Origin of the sequence: Maribacter polysiphoniae (assembly GCF_003148665.1) — a bacterium.
GTDB lineage: Bacteria > Bacteroidota > Bacteroidia > Flavobacteriales > Flavobacteriaceae > Maribacter_A > Maribacter_A polysiphoniae.
Genome location: NZ_QGGQ01000006.1, coordinates 19460 through 35468, shown reverse-complemented (window position 1 = coordinate 35468; position 16009 = coordinate 19460). Strand labels below are relative to the sequence as shown.

The 16009-nt window shown below is 40.3% G+C and carries 12 protein-coding genes and 1 tRNA gene; 4 read left to right on the top strand and 9 right to left on the bottom strand.

From position 1 onward, the window contains the following. Window positions 1-12: 12 nt before the first annotated feature. Complete coding sequence (locus tag LX92_RS13255; protein ID WP_109651387.1) at window positions 13-597, bottom strand: 30S ribosomal protein S16; 585 nt, start codon at window positions 595-597, stop codon at window positions 13-15. A 226-nt stretch (window positions 598-823) separates the two neighbouring features. On the opposite strand from LX92_RS13255, the gene dnaE reads away from it, so the two are divergent. The 4 genes from dnaE (at window position 824) to LX92_RS13235 (ending at window position 6840) form a co-directional block, all read left to right on the top strand. After that, on the top strand, window positions 824-5257 hold the full coding sequence (gene dnaE / locus LX92_RS13250) for a DNA polymerase III subunit alpha (RefSeq protein ID WP_109651385.1): 4434 nt from the start codon (window positions 824-826) through the stop codon (window positions 5255-5257). A gap of 102 nt (window positions 5258-5359) precedes the next feature. Beyond that, window positions 5360-5677: a thioredoxin gene (trxA, locus tag LX92_RS13245; RefSeq protein ID WP_109651383.1), complete on the top strand. Its 318-nt coding sequence runs from the start codon at window positions 5360-5362 to the stop codon at window positions 5675-5677. Window positions 5678-5758: 81 nt separating this feature from the next. Beyond that, window positions 5759-6688 (top strand): DUF58 domain-containing protein, encoded by a 930-nt coding sequence (locus tag LX92_RS13240; RefSeq protein WP_109651381.1) that lies wholly within the window; start codon window positions 5759-5761, stop codon window positions 6686-6688. 75 nt (window positions 6689-6763) lie between these two features. Beyond that, window positions 6764-6840: transfer RNA gene (locus LX92_RS13235), tRNA-Asp, on the top strand. Between the two features lie 212 nt (window positions 6841-7052). Here LX92_RS13235 and LX92_RS13230 read toward each other — a convergent pair. From LX92_RS13230 to LX92_RS13195, 8 genes are read right to left on the bottom strand one after another with little or no spacing between them, the layout of a single operon-like run. Then, window positions 7053-8552 (bottom strand): FGGY family carbohydrate kinase, encoded by a 1500-nt coding sequence (locus LX92_RS13230; protein WP_109651379.1) that lies wholly within the window; start codon window positions 8550-8552, stop codon window positions 7053-7055. 33 nt (window positions 8553-8585) lie between these two features. After that, on the bottom strand, window positions 8586-9557 hold the full coding sequence (locus LX92_RS13225) for an ABC transporter permease (protein ID WP_109651377.1): 972 nt from the start codon (window positions 9555-9557) through the stop codon (window positions 8586-8588). Between the two features lie 57 nt (window positions 9558-9614). Continuing rightward, window positions 9615-11135: a sugar ABC transporter ATP-binding protein gene (locus LX92_RS13220; protein WP_211315877.1), complete on the bottom strand. Its 1521-nt coding sequence runs from the start codon at window positions 11133-11135 to the stop codon at window positions 9615-9617. Between the two features lie 4 nt (window positions 11136-11139). Then, window positions 11140-11760 carry a DUF2291 family protein gene (locus tag LX92_RS13215; protein ID WP_109651374.1) on the bottom strand — a complete coding sequence of 207 codons (621 nt, stop codon included), beginning with the start codon at window positions 11758-11760 and terminating at the stop codon, window positions 11140-11142. 6 nt (window positions 11761-11766) lie between these two features. Beyond that, entirely contained in the window at window positions 11767-12729 is a 963-nt protein-coding gene (locus LX92_RS13210; protein ID WP_109651372.1) for a D-ribose ABC transporter substrate-binding protein, read from the bottom strand. A 10-nt stretch (window positions 12730-12739) separates the two neighbouring features. After that, window positions 12740-13711 (bottom strand): transketolase family protein, encoded by a 972-nt coding sequence (locus LX92_RS13205; protein WP_109651370.1) that lies wholly within the window; start codon window positions 13709-13711, stop codon window positions 12740-12742. Between the two features lie 6 nt (window positions 13712-13717). Then, a complete protein-coding gene (locus LX92_RS13200; protein ID WP_109651368.1) occupies window positions 13718-14542 on the bottom strand; it encodes a transketolase in 825 nt (274 codons plus the stop codon). Between the two features lie 41 nt (window positions 14543-14583). Then, window positions 14584-15999 carry an L-fucose/L-arabinose isomerase family protein gene (locus LX92_RS13195; protein WP_109651366.1) on the bottom strand — a complete coding sequence of 472 codons (1416 nt, stop codon included), beginning with the start codon at window positions 15997-15999 and terminating at the stop codon, window positions 14584-14586. Window positions 16000-16009: the final 10 nt, after the last annotated feature.

Genomic DNA, 16009 nt, shown 5'->3' with positions numbered 1-16009 from the left:
TTCCTGTGTTATTTACTCTTTTTCCTTTGTTTCCTCAGGAGCGGCTTCCTCAGCAGCAGGTGCTTCAGTAGCGGTTTCCTCTACTACTTCAGCGGTGGCTTCTATCTCTGCCTCAGCTTCTTCCCCTTCAGGGGTTTCTGGCAATGCGGCAGCGGCAGCATCTGCAGCCCGTTTTTCGTTTATTTCTTTTTCAGCAGCCAATGCTTTGGCCTTGGCATCTGCTTTTACCTGATCTAAACCACTTACTTTGGATGCTACGGATTGTTCTTTTTCGGCCAACCAAGCTTTGAATTTTTCTTCGGCTTGCTCCTCGGTCAATGCTCCTTTACGAACACCACCTAATAAATGGTGTTTCAATAAAACACCTTTATATGAAAGAATGGCTCTTGCTGTATCAGTGGGTTGTGCCCCGTTGTTCAACCATTGTACCGAATTGTCAACATTGATTTCGATGGTTGCTGGGTTGGTGTTTGGATTGTAGATTCCTAATTTTTCCAAGAATTTACCATCTCTTTTTGCACGGGCGTCCGCGGCTACGATCCAATAAAAAGGTTTACCTTTTTTTCCGTGTCTCTGTAATCTAATTTTAACTGGCATATCACATTAATTTTGTAGGGTGCCCGACCCTCGGTTATTAATTCTTTTTTATTTGTCCCCTTAAAAGGGCTGCAAATATACTTCAATTCTTTAAATGTGCAATAGGTTTTTTGGTTAATTGCATAGTTTGGGTGGGTACGTTGATAACTCCTGATAACTACCATTTTTTCTAACGCTTCTTTTTGTATAATTTTATAGGCTATTTTTTCCTACTAAAATACACTGCATGTACCTGATTTTTGATACCGAGACTACCGGCTTACCCAAGCGATGGGATGCACCTATCACTGATGTTGACAATTGGCCCCGCTGTATACAGATTGCATGGCAATTGCATGACGGGATGGGTAATTTGGTTGAGAGTCAGGATTATTTGGTGCGTCCCGATGGTTTCAATATACCTTATGATGCGGAACAGATCCATGGTATCTCCACGGAATTGGCCGCCCAAAAAGGGATTGCATTGTCCGAGGTTTTGGAAAAATTCAATGTGGCCATGTCCAAAACGAAGTTTATCGTTGGACAGAATGTAGGCTTTGATGTGAATATCATGGGGGCGGAGTACCATCGTCTTGGGGTGGCAAACCCATTACAGGAGCTTCCTGTTTTGGATACCTGTACCGAGCAGACCGCCTTGCTATGTAAGATACCCGGTGGGCGTGGGGGGAAATTTAAACTGCCCACCCTTACCGAACTTCACGAGTTTTTATTTAAGGAGCCTTTTGCGGAGGCCCATAATGCCACTGCCGATGTCGAGGCGACTACGCGTTGTTTTTTGGAATTGGTGCGTCAACAGCATTATTCCCAGGAGCAACTGGATGTGCAACCCGATTACTTTCAAAAATTCTCAGAGGCCAATCCCAAGGAGATAGCACTTATTGGGCTAAAGCACGTCAATCTTAAAAAAGCTTCCAAAAAAATTGCCGATGCCCTTTGGGAGAAGGATACCGGTGGAATTTCAAAGGAAGAGATCAAGGAGAATCTAGCGACCTTGGAAACGGCGAATTTCGCCCACCTTCACAATCATACGCAGTTTTCTATTTTACAGTCAACCATTAGTATCCCTGCCTTGATCTCGGCAACCGCCAAGGCCAAAATGCCTGCGGTGGCGATGACGGATCACGCCAATATGATGGGGGCCTTTCATTTTGTCAATGGGGTCATCAACCATAATAAAAAGGTTGTTGACAAGAACAAGGAAAATCTAAAGCGTTACGAGGCCACGAAGAACGGAACATTGGAAGAGGGACAGGAGCCCTTGGAAGAACTTCCGGAACCAGAGGTGGAGATTACGCCGATTATAGGTTGTGAGTTTCAGGTATGTGAGGATCACACCAATAAGTCCCAAAAGGATAACGGGTATCAAATAGTGATGCTGGCCAAAAACAAAACGGGATATTTGAATTTGGCAAAAATGTCTTCCATTGCCTTTGTGGATGGGAAGTATTATGTTCCCCGTATTGATAAAAAGGTAATTGAGCAATACAAGGAGGATATTATCGTATTGACGGGTAACCTTTACGGTGAGGTTCCCAGTAAGGTATTGAACGTAGGGGAAAAACAGGCAGAAGAGGCCCTCCTTTGGTGGAAGGAGACTTTCGGGGATGACCTATATATAGAGATTATGCGGCATGGTCAAGAGGATGAGGACCGTGTGAACCAAGTATTGATCCAATTTGCCAAAAAACATAATATAAAACTGATAGGTACCAACAATACCTATTATCTGGAAAAAAAGGATGCACATGCACACGATATTTTACTTTGTGTAAAGGATGGTGAAAAGCAGGCAACCCCCATAGGTCGTGGTCGTGGTTATCGATATGGGTTGCCCAATCAGGAATATTACTTTAAGTCCTCGGATGAAATGAAGGACCTTTTTAAGGATATTCCCGATGCGATTACCAATATTCAGGAGGTTATAGATAAGGTAGAGGTGTTCACCCTTGCCCGTGATGTGTTGTTGCCGGCTTTCGATATTCCAGAGGAGTTTCAGTTTGAAGAGGATAAGCTCGATGGCGGTAAACGTGGGGAGAACAAATATCTTCGTCACATTACCTATGAAGGGGCGAAAAAACGATATGGTGAGATAACCCCCGAGATTGCCGAGCGAATCGATTTTGAGTTGCAGGTAATCGAAAAAACAGGATATCCCGGTTATTTCTTGATTGTGGAGGACTTTATTCGGGCAGCCCGTAAAATGGATGTGTCCGTAGGTCCCGGTCGTGGATCCGCAGCGGGTTCGGTTGTTGCTTATTGTTTATGGATCACGAATTTGGATCCCATTAAGTACGATCTGCTTTTTGAGCGTTTCCTAAATCCGGATCGTGTATCCATGCCCGATATCGATATCGATTTTGATGATGAAGGCCGGGGTCGTGTCATGGATTATGTGATCGATAAGTATGGTTCCAATCAGGTGGCCCAGATCATTACCTATGGTACCATGGCGGCAAAATCATCCATTCGTGATACCGCACGTGCCTTGGATTTACCTTTGGGTGATGCGGATCGTATGGCCAAGTTGATCCCCAACATGTCCAAGCTCAAAAAAATCATAGGGGTAGATGAAAAGACACTAAAAGCGAAGTTCAACAGCGAGGAGCTTGTAAAGATCAACGAATTGTTGGCCATTTCGGAAGGTGATGGTTTGGAGTCCGAGACCTTGAACCAAGCGTATGTTTTGGAGGGCTCTGTCCGTAACACCGGTATCCATGCCTGTGGGGTGATCATCACACCTGATGACATCACCAAGTTCGTACCCGTGGCATTGGCGAAGGATTCTGAAATGTACTGTACCCAGTTTGATAACTCGGTGGTAGAAAGTGCGGGCTTGTTGAAAATGGATTTCTTGGGGTTGAAAACATTGACCTTGATCAAGGATACCGTTAAAATTGTAAAAGCAAAACACGGCATCGAATTAGATCCGGAGAATTTTCCTTTGGATGATGAGAAGACCTATGAGCTTTTCCAGCGTGGGGAAACCGTTGGGGTGTTCCAATATGAATCCCCAGGGATGCAAAAACACATGCGGGCGTTAAAACCCACCGTTTTTGCCGATTTAATTGCTATGAACGCCTTGTACCGTCCCGGTCCAATGGAATACATACCCAGTTTTATTGCCCGTAAACACGGTACTGAGGAAATCATCTATGACCTTGATGCCTGTGAAGAGTATCTGGCGGAAACCTACGGAATTACCGTGTATCAAGAGCAGGTGATGCTCCTTTCCCAGAAGCTGGCGGATTTCACCAAAGGTGAGGCCGACGTTTTGCGTAAGGCGATGGGTAAAAAACAAAAGCATGTCCTTGATAAAATGAAGCCCAAGTTTATTGAACAGGCTTCCGCAAAAGGGCATCCAGTGGATAAACTGGAAAAAATCTGGAAGGATTGGGAAGCTTTTGCAGCCTATGCATTTAATAAATCCCACTCTACCTGTTATGCTTGGATAGCATATCAGACCGCCTATTGTAAGGCTCATTATCCTGCGGAATATATGGCAGCGGTACTGTCCAATAACATGAACGACATAAAGCAGGTGACCTTCTTTATGGAGGAATGTAAGCGTATGGGCTTGGATGTGTTGGGTCCCGATGTCAATGAATCCTACTATAAGTTTGCCGTGAACAAGGACGGGGCGGTACGTTTTGGAATGGGGGCCGTTAAAGGGGTTGGCCGTGCCGCGGTCGAAACCATTGTTGAGAACAGGAAGGAAGGACCTTACAAATCGGTTTTCGATTTGGCAAAACGTATCGATCTACGGGCGTCTAACAAAAAGGCCTTTGAAAGTTTGGCCGTTGCCGGTGGGTTCGATTCTTTTGGAACGACCCACAGGGCCCAATATTTTCATCATGATGGTGACGGGGTCACCTTCTTGGAGAAAGTCATGAAGTATGGATCAAAATTCCAGGAGAATGAAAATTCTTCCCAGGTGAGTCTCTTTGGTGATGCCAGTGAGGTACAGATCCCTGAACCCGAAGTACCCCCTTGTGAGGAGTGGGGCACCATGGAAAAACTACGTCGTGAAAAAGAGGTGGTGGGTATCTATATTTCGGGCCATCCCTTGGATGATTTTAGGACCGAGATCAATGCTTTCTGTAATGCAAGTGTTTCCAATGTCCAGAATTTGGGGGAAATCGTAAATCGGGAAATCTCAATAGCCGGCGTGGTCACCGATGTACAGCACCGCATTTCAAAGAACGGGAAAGGATGGGCGATGTTCACGATTGAGGATTATACCGATTCCTTTGAATTCCGGATTTTCGGGGAGGAGTACTTAAAATTCAGGCACTTCCTCATGATCAATTCCTTTGTCTATATTAAGATATTCGTTCGGGAAGGATGGGTAAATCGTGAGACAGGTAAAAAAGGGGATCCAAGAATGCAGTTCAATAATTTTATGTTGCTTCAGGATGTCATGGAGGCCTTTGCCAGGAAATTGACCATTAAACTTAATATCGATGAGCTTCGGGAAGAGAATATCGATGATTTAAAGAATACCTTGGTATCGCATATGGGAAACCATCCCTTGAATTTTGTGGTTTACGAAATGGAGGAGGAAATAAAGGTGAATTTATCCAGTAGAAAGCAAAAGGTTCAGATAACCAGTGAATTGTTGCATCAGTTGGAAGAGAAAGAGGTACACTATAAATTAAATTAATCATCGATTTAATTGATACAACAATAGGGAAAATGTATATTGCGTTAGTAAGGTTAAGGTCAAATAATTGACTAAATTTGCATAATACTAAAATATACAGAAATGGCATTAGAAATAACAGATGCTACTTTTGACGAAGTAGTCTTGAAAAGTGATAAACCAGTAGTAGTGGATTTTTGGGCAGCTTGGTGTGGTCCTTGTAGAATGGTAGGTCCTATCATCGATGAGGTAAGTACCGAATATGAAGGCAAAGCAGTTATCGGCAAGGTTGATGTTGATGCAAACCAAGAGTTCGCGGCAAAATATGGGGTACGTAATATCCCAACGGTATTGGTATTCAAAGATGGTGAAATCGTGAATAGGCAAGTAGGGGTCTCTCCGAAAAAAGTCTATACCGACGCTATCGATGCACTATTGTAAAAAGGAAATTATTTAATGTAAAAAGGCCCTGACGGTACAGTCAGGGCCTTTTTGTTTTATCTTAGTAGTTCATTCAAATATATGGATCTTAGGTCAGCATTAGACAAAGCAAGCTTGTTCCCGAATTTGGAACTTTTGGCCCAACAAGTGGTCGAAGGGTTTATCAGTGGTATACATAAGAGTCCGTTCCACGGGTTCTCTGCGGAATTTGCCGAACATAAGATATATAACAGGGGCGAAAGCACCAAGCACATCGATTGGAAGCTTTTTGCCAAGACGGACAAGCTGTACACCAAAAGGTATGAGGAGGAGACCAATCTGAGATGCCATATGATCTTGGACAATTCGGCCTCTATGTATTATCCCGAAATCGCAACCCCCACATTGCATAATCTCAATAAGATTGGATTTGGGGTTTTGGCCATTGCCGCGATAATGAATGTGCTTAAAAGACAACGTGATGCCGTAGGTTTAAGTGTTTTCTCGGACACCTATAATTTCTATTCGTCGGAAAAGGGGAGTGAAAGACATCATCAAATGCTTTTGTCGAAACTCGGTGAGATCAGTTTGGATACCAAACCGGCCAAGCAAACCGATATCTATAACTATTTGCACTTGATAGCGGAAAAAATAAAAAGAAGGAGTCTCATTTTCTTGTTTACCGATATGTTCCAGACCACCATGGACGATGATAAGATATTCGAGGCCCTACGCCATCTGAAATACAATAAACACGAGGTTGTGTTGTTTCACTTGTTGGATGCGGACAAGGAATTGCATTTCGATTTTGGGAATTCTCCCAGACGTTTTTTGGATGTTGAGACGGGGGAACATATAGACCTTTTTTCCGATAATGTAAAAGCCGGTTATGAAAAAGCCATACGGACGTATTTTGAAACGCTTAAAATGAAATGCGCCCAATACAAGATCAAGTATGTTGAGGTCGATGTACGGGGTGATTTCTCAAAGGTGTTGAATACTTTTATGGTAGAACGGCAAAAATTCCTTTAGTGTTCTTGAATATTTTATAAGAAATTGTTTGCGGAATTCAATTAGCAGTGTATATTTGCACTCGCTAAACGCCACGGTCTGGTAGTTCAGTTGGTTAGAATACCTGCCTGTCACGCAGGGGGTCGCGGGTTCGAGTCCCGTCCAGACCGCCAAAAGCTCCACGAAAGTGGGGCTTTTTTCATTTTAGGGGACGAATAAACTTAAAATAGTTTAATATTTTACTGAGTCCCGATTAAGTATATCACCCATTCTAAAAGTTCAAATTGGGAAACTTCTGATTCCAGAAAAGAATTTCCTATCCGTATTCATTTACCTGATTCTGATAATCCAGTATTATTTTTGAGCACTGTCAATCCAATGGTATTCAGTACTTTTTGTTTTCCATAAGTTCCAACCAATGTGCATACGATTCGTGCTCTTCTGTTGAAGAAACATTCGGAAAGTATGTTTTTATCATTTCCGACCGTGGTTTTGAAAAATCAACGGTACTATTCCAAAGTCCAATCCCTAATCCAGAAATTAGTGCAGCACCCCAAGCCGAAACATCAGTAATGCCCATATTGGAAATTGGGGTTTTTAACAAATTGGCTATGAACTGCATTAAAAATTCATTCTCAGTGATACCTCCATTTACTTTTAACTCTTTAAGAGGTGTTTTTGTTTTTGTTTCAATATGTTGAATAACATCCTTTACTTGAAAGGCAATGGATTCCAATGCTGCTCTAACCAGATGTGCTTTGGTTGTCCCAAAGGTAATTCCGTGTATGGATGCTTTCCAATCCTTTTGCCAATAAGGGGCTCCCATGCCACTAAAGGAAGGAATTAAGTATACCCCTTCATTGGAATTCAAAGAGGTAGCCATAGTTTCTATTTGGTCATGTGAAGTAAAAATACCCAGTTGATTTTTTAACCACTCTAAAGTAGATCCACAACTGACAATAACACCTTCTAAGGCATAATTTACCTGTCCGTCAATACTCCATCCAATAGTGGTTAACATCCCATTACTGATCTCTTTGGATATATTTTCTGAATTGTATAGAATGGAAGAACCTGTACCCAATGTCGCCTTTGCCATTCCATTGGTAAAACATCCTTCACCAAAAAAAGCAGCCTGGGAGTCTCCTATCATACCGGTTATAGGAAGTGGTTTATTAAATATACCTTCAAAAGTAGAATCCCCAAAATGGTCTGAAGAAAAGGTTACTTCCGGTAGATTTATATTTTCAATTTTAAATACTTTTAAAAGTGATTCGTCCCATTCCAAATTATAGATGTTATAAAATAAGGTCCGCGAAGCATTCGTATAATCTGTTTTATAACTTTTGCCCCCTGTAAGTTTGAAAAGTATCCAGGTATCAACGGTTCCGAAAAATGCGTTACCAGTATCAATGGCATGCTTGATTTTCTCGTTGTTTTCATAAAACCAGGTTACCTTCGTTGCAGAAAAATAAGGGTCAATTGTTAGTCCTGTACTCGCATTTATGGTAGATTCTAAGTTGTTTTCCTTTAAACGTCCGCAAACTTCAGTAGATCGCTTACATTGCCAAACCACAGCGTTATGAAGAGGGATTCCTTTTTCATCCCATAAGACAAACGTTTCCCTTTGATTTGATATGCCGCAGGATACTATCTTGTTTTCCTCGCTAGAAAATTGTTCATTAAATTGACGGATACAACTTTTAACGGCCTTTATAACCGATTGATAGATTTCTTGAGGGTCTTGTTCGACAAAACTAGGCGTAGGATAATTTGATGTTAAGGGTTCAGTGGTTTTAATGACGACGACACCAAATTCATCAAAAATGACGGCCTTTGTTCCGCTAGTTCCTTGGTCAATTGATAAAATATATGATTTTAACATGTACTTTTTTTATCTTAAAAATGGGAAATAAATTCAATCTTCGTTTGGATGATTCAATCGGTCCATAATGACAGCTAACAAAATCACCACGCCTTTAATTATTTGTTGCCAAAAGGGGGATACATTAAGCAATACCAAACCACTATTTAAAACACCGATTATCAACGCTCCTTGAACAGTCCCCATAATAGAACCTCTACCACCTGATAGTGATGTACCTCCGATAACCACCGCAGCAATAGAATCCAACTCGTAACTCATACCTGCATTAGGTTGGGCAGAATCTAATCTGGCAGTTAGAATAATACCACCGACAGCAGCTAAAATCCCAGCTATGGCATATACCCATGTTTTTATTTTATTGATGTTTATCCCTGATAATCTTGCTGCACTTTCGTTACCACCAATAGCATATATATGTCTTCCGAATTTTGTCTTTTTGGTAAGAATGACAGCAAGTACAACCACAATCACGGTTATCCAAACCGGCATGGGTATTCCTAAAAACCAACCCGTTCCTATTATCGCAAAATCAGCTCCTAATCCTGTGATCGGAAAACCACCTGTCCATAACATCGTTGCGCCCCTAGCAATGGCCAGCATGGCTAAAGTGGCCACGAAAGGAGGTACTTTAAAACGGGTAATCATCCAGCCATTTAACACGCCTAGTCCACCACCAACGGTCAACCCGGCAAGGATAGCACCAAATACGGTAAAACCAATATAGGTGTTCATTGAAGGGATTTCCAATCCATATTTTAAAAGACCAGCTGCAATGGCACCGCTAAAAGCAAGAATAGATCCAACGGATAAATCGATACCCTTTGTTAATATAACCATGGTCATACCAACGGAAATACATACATTAATGGAAATTTGCCGGGCAATGTTCCATCCATTTTCAAGGGTGAAAAATTTATCGGACAGAATCGTTAAAACCACGCATAGCACCAATAAGGCAATGATGGATTGAAATTTAACCAAAATGGATTTTAAATCTGTCATTTTATAATAATCTTATTTCGTTGGTTTTGATACATTTTCTTTATCAACTACGACTGACTATGCCGTGGCAGCTTTCATTATAGCCTCTTCGTTTGCATTCCCTTGATTGAATTCCCCTGAAATTTTAGAATTGCTCAAAACCAAAATGCGATCTGAAATCGCCATGATTTCAGGAAGTTCAGAAGACACGACAACAATACCCAATCCTTCCTTTGCCAGAGTGTTAATGAGGTGATAGATTTCATTTTTGGCATTCACATCAATACCTCTTGTCGGTTCGTCCAAAAACAAAACCTTAGGATTTGTAGCAAGCCATTTCGCTAAAACTACTTTTTGTTGGTTTCCACCACTTAGATTTTTAGAAAGTTGTTTTTCCGATGGCGTTTTGATATTAAGGGATTCAATATACTTTTTAGATAAAAGTGATTCTAGTTCGCTGTTTAAAAAACCGTTTTTCACAACCTTGTCAACACAAGCCATGCTAACATTTTTACTTATTTCCATTGGCAGGACCAGTCCATCTTCCTTACGGTTTTCAGGAACTAGACCCATACCATTTTGTATGGCATCCATGACTGATTTGATTTTCACCTCTTTATTATCAATAAAAACAGAGCCTGTCATAATTTTCGGATGTAACCCGAAAAGGGTTTCAAGCAATTCCGTTCTTCCGGCCCCCATTAAGCCAAACAACCCTAAAACCTCTCCTTTCCTTACACTGAAATTAATATTCTCTATTAAAAAACAGGATTTATTAGTGGCCTTTGGAAGGCATATATCCTTTACCTTAAGAATCTCGTCTCCAAAAGTAACAGCATCTTTTTCATATATGTTTTTTATATCCCTCCCGACCATTAAACGGATAAGGTCGTCTTTGGTTGCTCCTTCGACTTGCTCAATGGTTCCAACCGTTTTTCCGTCTCGCAAGCCAATAAACCTATCGGCAATTAAAAAAAGTTCATCTAATTTATGTGAGATATACAAAATAGAAACATTGTGCTTTTTAAGATTCGCAATAATCTTGAATAAAGATTCTACTTCGGTATCGGATATAGCTGAAGTAGGCTCATCCATGATAACGATTTTGGCATCCTCTAGAAGTGCTTTTGCTATTTCTATTAGCTGTTGTTCTCCAACCCTAAGTTCTGATACTAGGGTTTTTGGATTCAAGTAGCAGTCTAAGCGCTCTAATAGTTTTTTGGTTTGTTTTACCATTTGTCTGGAATCTAGAATTCCAAACGCATTATGGATTTCCCTTCCTAAAAAAATATTCTCAGCAATGCTTAAATAGGGGATTAAGTTTAATTCTTGATGGATAATGGCAATGCCTTTTCGCATCGCTTCCTTAGGGTTATTGAAGTTTACTTGTTCATTGTTTAAAAGCAGTTCTCCTTCGTATTCAGGATATACACCTGAAAGAATCTTCATCAAAGTGGATTTCCCCGCACCATTTTCGCCAACAATAACATTTACCTTCCCTAAATGAACATCAAGGTTTACATTATCCAAAGCTATGACGCCACCAAATCTTTTGGTAATGTTTTTAGCCTGCAATATGATGTTTGGTTGGTCTTTCAAAGTTTTATTTTTTGATTTTTAATACAAGGGGAATGACTCTTAAATCTTCAAACTTTGGTTTTTTTGTATTTAACCTAACAGCCCCTTTAAAATAGAGACTATCACTTTTTTTAACCTTTTGGATAAAAGGAGGTAGAATGGTTTCTCTAACAATATTGTTCGATTCAACCGAAATATTGTTGTAATCCATAGTGTTTTGGTAGTCGCCGATATGTGCCATTTGCGTGCCTTCACGAATGGCGTTTCCAAAAATGAAATCTGTTGCAATTTTCATTTTTTGGTGGTCATCATCCAGGGTTACCAGAATATATTCATCTTCAATTTCCACTACGGAAGCATTTCCATCGATTATAAAATAATAATCCGTACTTATACCAAGCTTGTTTCCGTTTTCTTCGGAATACCCTTTAACATCGGCTTTTATGTTATTCAAAAAATCTGCGGCGGCAGTGCTTGAAACGGTCTCTAATTTTGAATTGAAAAAGTCATTTGCATAGGTTTTGGCATCAAAGGTTGCCTTGGTTTGTTCTTTCTTAACGTCGTCCAGTTTTTTGATATAAACGGAATTGTAAGCAACGATACCTAAAATGAGTGCTATAAGGAAATAAGTAAGTGGTTTTTTCATAGCTGTTTATTTTTCAGAACCATAAGCACCAAATTCATTTATATTTTCTTGCGTAACCACATCAACGGCAAGTGGTGTTTTTGCCATAAAATCGCGCTTACCTTTGATGTATTTATCCGCTAATTCAGCCGCAGTCTTTGCCATTGCCTTTGGTGATTGCATTACTGTAGCCTTTATTTTTTTATCGTGAATAGCATTCATTACATCATCAGCACCGTCAAAACCAAAGACCATAACCTCTTTTTCCTTACCTGATGCAACCAAGGCTTGATAAGCACCCATAGCCATAGCGTCGTTACCACAAAAAACGGCATCGATATCAGGATTCGATTGCATAATGGACTCTAATACTTCCATGGCTTTACTTCTGTCAAAATCCGCACTTTGTTGGGAAACCATTACCAAATCTGGAAAATGGTCAACAACACTGTGAAATCCCTTAGAACGATTCCATGTATTATTATCGCCAACCAAACCTAGAAGCTCTACATATTTACCCTTTTTATCAAGTTGTCTGACAAAGTACTCTCCCAGTTCTACGCAGCCAGAAAAACTATCGGAGATAATTTGTGAAGTAGCTGCATCTAAGGAATTTATTTCCCTATCCATACAAAAAACAGGGACACCTGCTTTTTTTGCCCGTTTTACATTGGATACCGAGCCTTCAGAATCTGTTGGGTTGAATAAAACCGCACTATAACCGGCAGCAATTAAATTTTCAAAGTGCTCCGCTTCCTTTGAAGTATTGTTTTGTGAATCGAAAATCGTCGCTTCATACCCCAATGCTCTTGCACGTTCGGCGGCAGATTCCCCTAAAACAACAAACCAAGGATTGTTTAAGGTGGAGATTACCACAGCTATTTTTTTAGGAGCATCCTCTTTTTTTGGATTACAGCTAAATACAGTACATACGGCTAGTAATAGAAAAATGGAATGTTGTGCTTTGAATGCTTTAATAGGTAGGGTCATAAATCTGAATTTAAATGGCTAACAATTCCTTACAGGTTTTATACAGACCATTTTCTGATATTCCATAGTGGTTGAATATTTCTATTTGCGAACCTGTAACGGTATACTCATCAGGAATACCTACAATTTTAAATTTATTTGTATTTCCCTTTTGAAATAGATACGAAGCACAGGCTTCTCCTAAACCACCATTGACCATATGCTCTTCAACCGTAACTATAGGGTTTCCATTTGAGGCCAATTGATTTAATAAGTCGGTATCTAACGGTTTTATAGTATGCATGCTGACAACTGTTGCTTTTATGCCGTTTTCATCTTCAAGTTTTTGTGCAGCTAGCCACGCAGGGTAAACTGTTTCTCCAGACGCTATTATGGTAATATCTTCCCCTTTTCGCACAATGCGACCTTTACCAAATTCAAAGGTTTGATTGCTTTCATCTAAATAGGGCATGGCTTTTTTGCCAAAACGCATATAAACGGGCTTGCTGGATTTGGCTGCCAAACGAACGGCCTGCTCCGTTTCAAAATTATCTGCCGGTGCTACAATAATTATATTGTTTATGGCACGTAGTGCGGCATAATCGTGCAGACTATGATGGGTCGTTCCCAGGGCTCCATAACTAACCCCTGAACTAATACCTACGAGGGTTACGGGGTTATCTGAATAACAGACATCATTTTTTATTTGCTCCAAGGCACGGGCACTTAAAAAGCAGGCAGGTGACACTGCAAATGCTTTTTTGCCTGCAGACGCCAATCCTGCGGCAACACCTACTAAATTTTGTTCTGCAATTCCCACTTCAACAATCTGAAATGGGTATTTTTCTCCAAAGGGCACTAATTTACCAGAACCACGTGAGTCACTTGTTACGGCAATAATGTCTCTATCCGTTTCTGCCAATTCTTGCATTATTTGAGAGAATACCTCTTGATTGGCCTTTCCCATCTTCAATACTTTTTCCTCTATTTTATCTAATTCCATGATGTTCTAGATTAATACTTCCGCTTCTGTCAATTCTGTCATTGCCAATTCATATTGTTCAGGCGACGGAACTCCATGATGCCATTTCGTTACGCCTTCCATATAGCTAATTCCCTTTCCCTTTATGGTATGGGCAATAATAAAATTCGGCTTTCCAGCTTCAAATGGCCCATTGTTTAGTGCCTCTTCCAGTTCTTCGAGATTATGGCCATCAACTTCCCTTACGGCCCAACCAAAAGCTTCCAACTTTTCCCGGACGGAATCGGTATTCATAACATCCTTATTATAACCCGTAATTTGTTGTTTGTTATTATCCAATATGGCATACAGGTTGTCTAGCTTATACTGTGACGCAGACAAGAATGCTTCCCAATTGGAACCTTCTGGCAATTCACCATCCCCTAAAAGCGTAAAAATCCTATGGGACTTATGATCCAATTTGGCCGCAATGGCCTCTCCCACACATATAGGCAAGCCATGCCCCAATGCTCCTGTGTTTTGCTCAACTCCATTTACTTTCTTTGTGGGATGTCCTATATAGTGTGATTGGTATTTACAAAGCGTCTCCAAATCCGATTCTGGAAAAAAACCACGATCGGCTAAGGTCACAAAAAGTGCTTCCACACAATGTCCCTTACTTTGAATATACCGGTCCCTGTCTGGGGATTTAAAATTTTTGGGATCGACATTTAAAACGCGGTTGTAAAGAACATTTAATGTGTCTACACACGAAAGACTGCCTCCTGTATGTCCGGCTTTCGCTATATAAATGTATTTGAGAAGATTCTTTCTCAGGAATACCGACTTTAATTTTAGTTCTTTGTTTGTCATCTATATGATTTTCTTAAATAAACAATCGATTGCATTTTTGGTTATAATTTATGATTATAAATATCCCATCCCATGTAATTCCCTAAAGCTTCTTCTAAAATAGAACCTGTTTTAGAGGCATTCATAACGACATGATGCTCAAAACCATTTCTACATACATAATTCATTAAACCTTGTAAGTTCCCAATTTGTGCTACGGCCCTATTACCGAATGTAGCTAGCGGGTCATTTGTTAATTCACCTTCCCCGATATAGGCTTTGATTATTCCTTTTGGATCATCCGTACTGATTCTTCCATAGGTTAATGGCATTGCTGGAGTGCGGCCATCCAATGCACCATACGTATTTTCAACACCTACGGTAGTTCCCAAAATTGGGGCATTACTTATTTCAATGTCCGGTAAAAATGATTTTGCCCAGTTACCACAATGAAACAATACGCATTTATTCGGGTCCTCTGCATAATTATTGTTCCAGTCTACCAAAGCACTCGGTGACCCTGAAGCCAATTGCATGGCATACATCGTAAGCGTACCGGTCACATCAACTTCACAAGCTGATGGCAACATATTCTCTGACATAATACTCATACTTGTACATACATTGCACCCAAAATTCTGTTGAAGGGAAGTCCAGCATTGTATAGCCGTGGCATCCAAAGCATATTCTTCAACGTAATTATTTAATACGACATCTAGTTTTGCAATTTGAATCATTGCTTCATCAGGTGTTTTTCCTTTTGAAGCGTACGCATTGATCTTCTCTAAATGCTGCTTCACGGAAGCATCATCTTTCGTGAGTTTATTTGCATTACCAAGTATCTCGGACAAATCTATGGTCGTTACTGTAATTCCGTTTCTTTGCAATATTTTTTCTGAATATCGGACCGTGTTAAAGGCTCCAGGTCTTGCCCCTACCGCACCTATCCTAACATTTCTTAACCCTTTTGCCACACGGCAAACGGCAACAAAATCTTTTAAATCATTTTGGAATATTTCTTCGGTTGGGGAAGAAACGTGTTTACTGGTTAAGGTATATTTTATTCCATATTGATATAAATTATTACAAACTGATATTTTGCCACACCAAGAATCACGTCGATTAATAACATTCATTTTCGACAATTCATCGGGGTATGCCTGTATCAATACAGGTACATTTAAGCCCGCCAGTTTAAGCGTATCCGCAACGCCTCTTTCATCACCAAAATTTGGAAGTAATACTAAAATTCCTGCTACTTCATTTCTGTGTTTTTTAAATAGGTCGGCACATTTTTGAGAGTCCTTAAACGTCTCAACACCACCTAATTTCGTGTCCGTAGTATCTAATAAGATAGGTTTTATTCTTAATTTGGCAAACACTTCAATAATTTCAGTTCTTGCTTTCTCTACCAAACTATCAGGAAAAAAATCGCGATTCCCAATTATTATTCCAATACTTAATGCTGATTTTGACATGATTATATTT